Source organism: Streptomyces sp. NRRL S-495 (genome assembly GCF_000966955.1).
GTDB classification, from domain to species: domain Bacteria; phylum Actinomycetota; class Actinomycetes; order Streptomycetales; family Streptomycetaceae; genus Kitasatospora; species Kitasatospora purpeofusca.
Map to the genome: position 1 here is coordinate 1 of NZ_JZWY01000888.1, position 9,610 is coordinate 9,610.

Genomic DNA, 9,610 nt, shown 5'->3' on the forward strand with positions numbered 1-9,610 from the left:
CCGGTGAGGAGGGCGCCCGCCGTCGGCGGGTCACTTGGCGGCGAGCGCCTTGCCGATGTCGCCGATCACGACGTCCGCGGCGAGCGGGCCGCCGCGGGTCGACCAGACCGAACCGTCCACGGTCACGGTGTGGTTGTTCTTCACCGCGCCGAGCTCCTGGTAGGCGGGCTTGGACTGGACGTCCTTCAGCGCGGCCTTGCCGTCGTCGGTGAGGGTCGACAGGAACAGCCAGTCGCCGTCGATCTCGTTGATCTTCTCCAGGCTCAGCGCCGGGGTGTGCGCGTTGCCGTCCTTGTCCTGGGTCTTCGGGCGGGTCAGGCCCATGTCGAGGGCGACCCCGCTGGCGAACTGCTTCTTCTCCATCCAGCTCGGGCCGGTCGGGTTCCAGCGGACGATGGAGACGGCCGCGCCCTTGTTGGCGCCCAGCTCGCCGCCGGCCTTGACCGCCTTCGCGTCGTAGTCGGCGATGACCTTGTTGGCCTGGTCCAGCTTGTTGAGGGCGTTTCCGATGCCGCGGAAGGAGAGCTTCCAGTCGTCGGTCGGCGCCATGGTGACCAGGGTGGCGGGGGTGATCTCGCGCAGCTGCTTGAGGACCTGCTGGTCCTGCATGTCGCCGGCCAGGATGAGGTCGGGCTTGGCGGCGATCACCTTGTCCATGACGGGCTGGAGCAGGTTGCCGACCACCGGGATGCCCTGGACCTTGTCCTTCAGGTACGCCGGCGGCTCGTTGAGGCCCTGGCCGTTGGTGATGCCGGCCGGCTTGAGGCCGAGGGCGAGCACCGCGTCGAGGTCCTCCTGGGTGAGGGTGACGATGCGCTTGGGCTCGGCGGGGATCTCGACGGCCGTACCGGTGGCGTCCTTGACGGTCCGCTTGCCACCGGCCGCGTCGGCGGCCGGGCTGCCCGCCGCGGCGGCGGTCGTGGCGGCGGCGGACGGGGAGCCCTTGCCGGAGGACCCCTTGTCGGAGGAGCCCGACGAGCCGCAGCCGACGAGCAGGAGCGTGGCCGCCCCGGTGGCGGCCACCGCCTGGACCGCGCGACGGCGGGCGAGGTGCAGCGGGCTCTGGGGGGTCGACATGGATGCCTCCGGGCAGGGGTGTTGCGTACGGGCGGTACGGACGACGGTGCGGAATGCGGCGGTACGGCGGCGGTGCAGCGGCGGGTGCGACGACGCGGTGACACGAACCGGGACGATCCGGACCAGGACGATCCCGACGGATGCCACCCCGGGTCGGACACCTGTCCGACCGCGCTGACCATTAGGTTAGCCTTACCTTATGACATTGTCGCAAGTGGGTGCCGTCGAAGCGGCCGGCGCGGAACCCTCCGCCCCCGCACCGCCGACGGCCGACCGGTCCCGCCGCACCGCCTGGATCACCCTCGGCGGCATCCTCGCCGCGCTGCTCGCGCTGACGGCGCTCTCGCTCTCCGTCGGCGCCGGCGAGGTCGGCCCCGGCCGCGTGCTGGACTACCTGCTCGACACCGACGGCGCCCGCGCCGACAGTCATCTCGCCCTGGTCGTCGGCGACCTGCGCCTCCCCCGCACCCTGACCGCCCTGCTGGTCGGCGCCGCGCTCGGGGTGGCCGGCGCCCAACTCCAGTCCGTCACCCGCAATCCGCTCGCCGAGACCGGCCTGCTCGGCGTCAACGCCGGCGCCTCGCTCGGCGTCGTCCTCGGCATCGCCGTGCTCGGCGTCCAGACCTCCTACGGCTACCTCGCCTTCGCCTTCGGCGGCGCCGTCCTGGCCAGCGGACTCGTGCTGGCGATCGCCGGCAGCCGGGGCGGCGGCTCCCCCATGAGGCTCGTCCTCGGCGGCTCCGCCGTCGGCGCCACCTTCGGCGGCCTCACCGGCGTACTGATCGTCAACTCCCCCGAGGCGTACGACCGCTACCGGGTCTGGGTGCTCGGCTCGCTGGCCGGCGTGGAGGGCTGGACCACCCTGGGCCAGCTCGCCCCGGTGCTCGGGGTCGGCTTCGTGGTCGCCCTGCTCACCACCCGGCCGTTGTCCGCGCTCGCGCTCGGCGACGACCTCGCCCGCGGCCTCGGCCACCGCCCCGGCGCCACCCGCGCCGCCGTCGCGCTCGCCGTCACCCTGCTCACCGCCTCCGCCGTCGCCCTGGCCGGTCCGATCTCCTTCCTCGGCCTGCTCGCCGGCTTCCTGGCGCGGGCCGCGGCCGGCCCCCGGGTCGGCCGGCTCACCCTGCTCGCCGGGCTCGTCGGCGCCGCCGTGCTGACCGGGGCGGACGTGCTCGCCCGGGTGGTCGCCCGCCCCTTCGAGGCCCCGGTCTCGGTGATCGTCGCGCTGATCGGCGCGCCCACGCTGATCGCCATCGTGCGGTCCAGGAAGAACGCCGCGCTCGGCCTGACCGACACCGCTCCCGCCGAGTCCTCCGGCCGGCACGGCCACCCGGAGGAGAAGCCGCCCAGGCCGGACGTGGTGATCCGGCGCGGCGCGCTCTCCGTCCTGCTCCCGCGGCGCTCGGCGCTGGCCGCGCTCGGCCTCGCCGCCGCGCTGCTCGCCGCCGTGGTGGTCTCCGCGCACGCCGGTCAGAGCGAACTCGACCTCGGCTCCACCTTCCGGGCCGTCTTCGGCTACGGCGACCGCCTCGACGTCCTGCTGGTGCAGAAGTTCCGGCTCGGCCGGATCGTCGCGGGCCTGGCCGCCGGCGCCGCGCTCGGCCTGGCCGGCTGCCTCACCCAGACACTGGCCCGCAACCGGCTCGCCACCCCCGAACTGCTCGGCGTCAACGACGGCGCCACCGCCGCCGTGCTGATCTCCGTCACCGCCACCGGCGCGTTCGGCGCCTGGTGGGCCGGACCGATCGGCGCGCTGGTCGCCGTCGCCGTGGTCACCGCCGTCTCCGGCGGCCTCGGCGCCCGCGGCTACCGGGTGCTCGTCGTCGGCCTCGCCATGTCGGCGCTCGCCTCCGCGATCATCCAGGTCGCGATGGCCCGGCGCTCGCTCAGCTCCGCCTCCTCGCTCTACGTCTGGACCTCCGGCAGCCTCAACGGGCGGGACTACGAGGTCGCCACTCCGGTGCTGATCGGCCTCGCCGTCCTGGTGCCGATCGCCCTGGTGGTGGCCCGCCGGCTGGCGGTGCTGCGCTTCGACGACAATGTGGCCTCCTCGCTCGGCGTCGACCCCGGCCGGGTCCGGCTCGCCTGTCTGCTGCTGGCCGTGGCCCTCGCCGGACTCGCCGTCGGGATCTGCGGACCGGTCGGCTTCGTCGCGCTGGCCGCACCGGTGGTCGCCGGCCGGCTGGCCGGGCCGTCCCGCGTCCCGGTGCTCGGCTCGGCCCTGGTCGGCGCGGTGCTGATCGTGCTCGCCGACACCCTCGGCCGGGTACTGATCTCCGGTGTGGAGATCCCGGTCGGCATCGTCACCACCGTGCTCGGCGGCCCGTTCCTGCTCTGGGTGTTGCTCGGCCGCAAGGGCAACCCCGCCTGATCATCGAGGAGTTCTCGCAGTGCAGAATGAACAGCCCGGCCCGGCAGCACAGGATGAACAGCCCGGCCTCCCGGCGCAGAGCGGACCGCTCGGCCTCCCGGCCCGGAGCGAACAGCCCGTCACCGACGACGCGTTCTGGGCCCGGGTGGCCGCCGAGGGCGCCCCGCTGGTCGACCCCGACCCCGAGGACCCGGCCTACCGGCAGGTGACCTTCGTGCTGCGCGACCAGCCGGGCGAGGAGCCCTACGACGGCGTGCTCGTGCTTGTCCACACCGTCACCGACAAGGACCGGCACGCCGGCGACCTCGCCCCGCACCTGATGGAGCGCCGGGCCGGCGGCTGGTCGCGCACCTACCGGCTGCGCGCCGACCACCGGGCCTCCTACCAGCTGTACCCGGTGCGCGGAGCCGTCCCCGGCACCCGGCGGGCGGACTGGCTGAAGGTCCTGGACGACGCCCGCCCCGACCCGCTCGACCGGGGCCCTCGGCTGCCCGGCCGCGACGGGCGCCACCCCTCCTCGGTGCTCGCCCTGCCCGAGGCGCTCGCCCAGCCGTACGCCGAACGCCGCCCGGAGGTGCCGCGCGGGCGCACCGTGCGCGCCGAGGCGGCCGGGCGGACGATCGACGTCCACTTGCCCGCCGGGCACCGCACGGACGGCGGCCCCTACCCGGTACTGGTCCTGCTGGACGGCGATGTGTGGGGCGGACAGCTGTCGGTCGGCGACACCCTGGACAACCTCACGGCCGAGGGGCTGATCCCGCCGACGGTCGCACTGCTCGTCCACACCCCGCCCCGGACCCGGCCGGACGACCTCAGCTGCAACCCCGACTTCGTCGACCTGCTGGCCGACCGGGTGCTGCCCTGGGCCGGCGCCGAGTACCGGGCCACCGCCGACCCGGCCCGCACGGTGATCGCCGGCCAGAGCGCGGGTGGGCTGACCGCCGCCTTCGCCGCCTTTCACCGGCCGGCCCGGTTCGGCAACGCGCTCTCCCAGTCCGGCTCCTTCTGGTGGCCCGACCCCACCGAGCTCAACGACGGCAGCGAGTGGCTCACCCGCCAGTTCGCCGCCGCCGAGCGGCGCAACGCCCGCTTCTGGGTGGAGGCCGGCCTCCAGGAGTGGCTGCTGCTCCCCCAGAACCGCAACCTGCGCGACGTGCTGCTCGACCGGGGCTACGACCTCGCCTACCGCGAGTTCAACGGCGGGCACGACTACGCCTGCTGGCGCGGGGGCCTCGCCGACGGCCTGGTCCACCTGCTGGGGCACCGCGGCTGACGCCCGCCCGGACGCGGGGGTGGTGGGTGCGGAGGCCGCACCCACCACCCCCGCGCTCAGAGCTCGACCTCCGTGAGGACCCCGGTCGCGACGTCGAACACGAAGCCGCGCACGGACCGGGTGTGCGGGAGGAAGGGGCTGGTCCGGATCCGCGCGGCCGACTGCCGGACGTCGGTCTCCAGGTCGGAGAAGGCCTCCGCCGCCCACGGCGGCTTGACCCCGGTCTCCTTCCGGATCTCCTCGCGGAAGGCGTCGTCGCCGAAGGTGAGCATCCCGCAGTCGGTGTGGTGGACGAGGATGATCTCCTCCGTCCCGAGCAGCCGCTGGCTGATCGCCAGCGAACGGATGGCGTCGTCCGTGGCGACGCCGCCGGCGTTGCGGATCACGTGCGAGTCGCCCTCGGCGAGGCCGAGCGCGCCGTAGACGTTCAGCCTGGCGTCCATGCAGGCCAGGACGGCCGTGCGGCGGGCCGGCGGGAGCGGCAGCGGACCCTCGAAGGCCGCGGCGTAGTCGGAGTTGTTGCGCAGGTAGTGGTCGGTGGCGGTGTCGGTCATGGCGGACGGACGTCCCTTCGGTGCGGTCGGATCGTGGTCGTCCGGGACGCGGGGACGCCTGGCGGTGTGCAGGGGTCGACCGGCGCGCCCGGGACGGCGCCGCACGGGCGCGGACCGGCCCGCCCGGAGGCGGCGGACCGTGCGCGGCGGCGGAGAACGACGGCCGTGCGGCGCGGCGCCGTCCTACGCGGCGGCGCGGCCCGACGGGCCGGGGATCGATCGATCGATCAGAAGGTGACCGGACAGCCGGTGGAGTGGATGCGGCCGAAGTCGATGTGACGACGGCGGACGAGCACGGTCATGCGGGCACCGTACCGCCCACCCGCACCCACCCGCCGGGGAATCCGGCATTCGCCACCCCGTCGGGTGACCCGGCGCGGACCCCGGCGCGAAGTCCGGGGCGAAGTCCGGGGCGAAGTCCGGGACGGGTGACCGCCCGGGTGGGCCGGGGAAACCCCGGGCGGGACGCCGCACGGCCCAGTACCGTGTCACATGTGACGCATTCGATTCTGTCCGGCGGCCGCGGGTGATCCGCGCGTTCCGGCCCGACACCGACTACCCCGCGCTGGCGGAGCTGCTCTCCGCCGACGGGGTCGAGCCGCCCGTCACGGCCGCCGAACTGCGCGGCCGGGACGCGGTGTTGCCGAGCGAGGACCGGCTGAGCACCGACCGGCGGGGGCGGCTCACCGGGCACGGCCGGGTCCGGCTGGTCCAGCCCGGGCCCACCGGGGACCTGCTCGGGTACGCCACCGCCTGGCGCGCCCCCTGGACACTCCCCGGCGACCTCGCCTCGCTCGTCATCAGCGCGCCGGGGCGTGCCCCGGCCTGGCTGCTGCCGCTCTACGACGGGCTGGAGCGCTGGGGCCGCGAGGCCGGAGCCGGACGACTGCTCGGCGAACTCCCGGACGGGCACGACGGGTCGGCGACCGCGGGGCGGGACCCGACGGCCGACCTGACCGGGCTGCTGCTCGGCCGCGGCTACCGGGTGGACGCCCATGTCCGTTCCGCGAGCGCCCCGTTGGGCCCGCACCTGCCCGCCCCGCAGCCGCCGCCCGGCCTGTACCTGGACACCCTCGCCACCACCCTCGCGCCCGAGTCCGAGCGCCAGCTCCACCACCTCTACCGCGAGACCCTCCGCGACAACCCCGGATTCGCCGATGCCCTGCCGGAGTTCGACGACTGGCGGACCGAGGTCCTGGCCGGTCCCGGCGCCCGCCCCGACTGGGTGTTCACCGCCGAGTGCAGCGGGCGGATCGTCGGCGCCACCGTCGTGCACGGGACGAACGACCCGCTGGCCTGCCGCGTCCACTACACGGCGGTGCTGCGGGCCTGGCGCGGCCGCGGGCTCGCCCGGGCGCTCAAGCTGCACGCGGCGCGGTACCTGCTCGGGCACGGTGTGCGGACGGCACACACCGAGGTCGAGGCCGGCAATGTGCCGATGGTCGCGGTGAACGCCGCCCTCGGGTACCGGTGGGGCAGCGGGCACCGGCGGCTGGTCAAGGAGTTCTGAACCCGGCCGCACACCGCTGCTGACGACCGCAGGACGGCACCCCGGGGCGTGGGGTGCCGTCCTGCAGGTGCCACGAGTCGCTCAGTCCATCGGCGGCGGCCCCGGGGCCTCCTTCGGCAGCCGGGCCGCGACCAGGGCGCCGAGGGCGACCGCGCCCGCCGTGGCCACCAGCGCCACCCGGTAGGGCCCGGGTTCGGCGCTGTGCGTGCCGTCCTCGGCCAGCGCGCCGATCAGCGCCGCGGCGCCGGCGATGCCGAACGCGCCGCCGAGCGTGCGGACGATGGTGAACAGGCCCATCGCCCGGCCCATGGCGGGCCCCGGCACGTCCGCGAAGCCCGCGATCTGCACCGTCAGCACGGCGGTGCCCAGGATCAGGCCGACGCCGAACATCAGCGCCCGGACGGCCCAGGCGTTCCCGCCGACGCCCGGCAGGGCGAGGGCGGCCAGCACCAGCGCCGCGAGCAGCAGGGCCGGCAGCGCGAGCCGGCGCGGGCCGAGCCTCGGCAGCAGCCGGTCGACCACCTGGGAGGCGGCCATCAGGCCGATCGCCTCCGGGAACACGCTCAGGCCCGCGTCCAGCGCCGAGGCGCCGAGCGCCGCCTGGTAGAGCAGCGGGAAGGCGAACAGCGCGCCCATCAGTCCGGCGGCGGTCAGCAGGGCCAGCCCGCTGGCCGCGCCGAAGGTCCGGTCGGCGAGCAGCCGCAGGTCCACCAGCGGCTCCTCGGCCCGCAGTTGGTGCCGGACCGCGAGGACGAGCAGCACCACGCCGAGGACCCCGGACAGGCCGACCGCCGGGGAGGTCCAGCCGTGCGCGGGGCCGAAGCCGAGCGCGTAGGTGAGCAGGCCCAGGCCCGGGGTGGCGAGCAGGAAGCCGGTGGTGTCGAAGCGCCCGGCCGGCGGCTCCTCCTGGTCGCGCAGGGCGAACACGCCGGTCAGCACGGCTGCCACGCCGATCGGCACATTGACCAGGAACAGCCAGTGCCAGGAGAGGTGTTCGGTCAGGAAGCCGCCGAGCGGCGGGCCGAGGGCGGGCATCAGGGCCGTCGGCACGATCAGCACCTTGCCGAGGCCGGCCCGCTCGTGCGGCTCGAAGGCCCGGAACAGCAGCGTCATGCCGACCGGGGTGAGCAGGCCGCCGGCCACGCCCTGGGCGGCCCGGGCGGCGGTGAGCGCGCCGAGGCCGGGGGCGGCCGCGCACAGGGCGCTGGCCAGGGTGAACACCGCGAGCGAGCCGAGGAAGACCCGCCGGACGCCGAACCGGTCGCCGAGCCAGCCGGCCGCCGGGAGGCCGACGGCGAGGCCGACCAGGAAGGCGGTCTCCACGGCGTTGGCGGCGGAGACCGGGCGGCCGAAGTCACCGGCGATGGTGAACAGGGCCGGGTTGACGATCGTCGAGTCCAGGCCGTTCATGCACATCGCGGCCGTGTACACGAGCACCACGGCGAGGCGTCCCGCGAACAGGGGACGGGCCGGGGCGCCGGCCCCGGCCCCGGCGGGGGTGCCGGGACCGGGGCCGGGCTTGGCGTCCGTGTCGGTCATCGGGCCGGGCTCAGCTCGGTCCAGTGGGCGGTGATCCAGTCCAGCGCGGCGGCGCGCTCGCACGGCCCGTGGGCGACGGTCCAGCCGGCCGGGACGGCGGCGAAGGCCGGCCAGAGCGAGTGCTGGCCCTGGTCGTTGACGAGCGCGAGGAACTCGCCGTCGCCGTCGAAGGGGTTGGCGGGGGCGTCACTCATGGGGTGGGTTCTCCTGTGGGTTCGGACAGGTTCGGGCGTGGTCGGGCAGGTTCAGACAGGTTCGGGCAGGTTCGGACGGGGCGGGTTCAGCGGCCGGAGTCGAGGGCGGTGAGGTGCTCGGCGACGACGCCCGCGATGTGCGCGATCGGCTCCGGCAGCGTCATGTCCTTGTGCGAGCAGGCGACCTCGGTGTTGTCGATCCGCCCGGCCACGTACGGGGTCCACAGCTCGGGCACCAGGGTGTCGTCGATGGTGTCGACGACGGCGCGGAAGAACAGCACGTCGCCCGTGAGGCGGCAGTGGTCGTACTCGCGCACCAGGTGGTTGATGTGCAGGTAGATCCGGTTCAGCGCCTCGACGGTGGCGTCGTCGAGACCGGCCAGCGGGCTGCCCTCGCGGCGCAGCACCTCGGTGACGTGGGCGAGTTCCAGCGGCCGGCCCTCGAGGTCCTCGGGGCCGAAGCCGCCCATGGTGAGCAGCGCCTCCAGGGCCTCGGCCTGGTCCGGCACCGGCAGGTCGCGGAAGCCCTCGGCCGGGTAGGCGTCGAGGACGGCCAGCAGTTCGACGACGCAGCCGAGTTCCTCCAGCCGGGCGGCCATGGCGTGGGCGATGATGCCGCCGGTGGACCAGCCGAGCAGCCGGTAGGGGCCCTCGGGCTGGACCTCGCGGAGCCGGTCGACGTAGTGCGCGGCGAGGTCCTCCATGGTGGCGGGCAGCGGCTCGCCGGCGGTGGCGGCGCCGACGCCCTGCGCCTGGAGGCCGTAGATCGGCACGTCCGCCGGGATGTTGCGGATCAGTCCGGTGTAGCACCAGCTGAGGCCGCCGGCCGGGTGGACGGCGAAGAGCGGGTTGCGGCGGCCGGGGGCGGTGGGCCGCAGCGGCAGCAGGACGTCGAGCGCGTCGGCGCCGGGGGTGTCCGCGGACAGCGCGGTGTCGAGCGCGGCGACGGTCGGCGCCTGGAACAGGGTGCCGATGCCGACCTCCAGGCCGAGCACGGCCCGGATCCGCCCGGCGAGCCGGACGACCAGCAGGGAGTGGCCGCCGAGGGCGAAGAAGTCGTCCTCGACGCCGACCGCCGGCACTCCCAGGACC

The 9,610-nt window shown here is 75.3% G+C and carries 8 protein-coding genes; 3 read left to right on the plus strand and 5 right to left on the minus strand.

What is annotated here, in order from left to right:
* Window positions 1-30 precede the first annotated feature (30 nt).
* Window positions 31-1,077: an ABC transporter substrate-binding protein gene (locus VR45_RS35575; RefSeq protein ID WP_045944058.1), complete on the minus strand. Its 1,047-nt coding sequence runs from the start codon at window positions 1,075-1,077 to the stop codon at window positions 31-33.
* A gap of 199 nt (window positions 1,078-1,276) precedes the next feature.
* On the opposite strand from VR45_RS35575, the gene fhuB reads away from it, so the two are divergent.
* Both fhuB and fes read left to right on the plus strand, forming a co-directional pair.
* Window positions 1,277-3,448, plus strand: coding sequence for a Fe(3+)-hydroxamate ABC transporter permease FhuB (gene fhuB, locus VR45_RS35580; RefSeq protein ID WP_045944059.1), 2,172 nt, complete (start codon window positions 1,277-1,279; stop codon window positions 3,446-3,448).
* A 19-nt stretch (window positions 3,449-3,467) separates the two neighbouring features.
* A complete protein-coding gene (gene fes, locus VR45_RS35585) occupies window positions 3,468-4,721 on the plus strand; it encodes an enterochelin esterase (RefSeq protein ID WP_045944060.1) in 1,254 nt (417 codons plus the stop codon).
* A gap of 56 nt (window positions 4,722-4,777) precedes the next feature.
* Here the strand turns inward: fes and VR45_RS35590 are convergent, their stop codons facing one another.
* Window positions 4,778-5,275 carry a carbonic anhydrase gene (locus tag VR45_RS35590; protein ID WP_045944061.1) on the minus strand — a complete coding sequence of 166 codons (498 nt, stop codon included), beginning with the start codon at window positions 5,273-5,275 and terminating at the stop codon, window positions 4,778-4,780.
* Between the two features lie 526 nt (window positions 5,276-5,801).
* On the opposite strand from VR45_RS35590, the gene VR45_RS48120 reads away from it, so the two are divergent.
* Window positions 5,802-6,785, plus strand: coding sequence for a GNAT family N-acetyltransferase (locus tag VR45_RS48120; RefSeq protein ID WP_045944062.1), 984 nt, complete (start codon window positions 5,802-5,804; stop codon window positions 6,783-6,785).
* A gap of 81 nt (window positions 6,786-6,866) precedes the next feature.
* On the opposite strand, the gene VR45_RS35600 is transcribed toward VR45_RS48120, so the two are convergent.
* The 3 genes from VR45_RS35600 to VR45_RS35610 all read right to left on the minus strand — a co-directional run.
* Window positions 6,867-8,324 carry a DHA2 family efflux MFS transporter permease subunit gene (locus VR45_RS35600; protein ID WP_078897232.1) on the minus strand — a complete coding sequence of 486 codons (1,458 nt, stop codon included), beginning with the start codon at window positions 8,322-8,324 and terminating at the stop codon, window positions 6,867-6,869.
* Window positions 8,321-8,518, minus strand: coding sequence for an MbtH family protein (locus VR45_RS35605; RefSeq protein WP_045944063.1), 198 nt, complete (start codon window positions 8,516-8,518; stop codon window positions 8,321-8,323). The genes VR45_RS35600 and VR45_RS35605 overlap by 4 nt, the downstream gene beginning before the upstream one ends.
* An 86-nt stretch (window positions 8,519-8,604) precedes the next feature.
* Window positions 8,605-9,610, minus strand: a 1,006-nt coding sequence (locus VR45_RS35610) for a thioesterase domain-containing protein (protein ID WP_234326473.1), incomplete at its 5' end; no start/stop codon positions are given.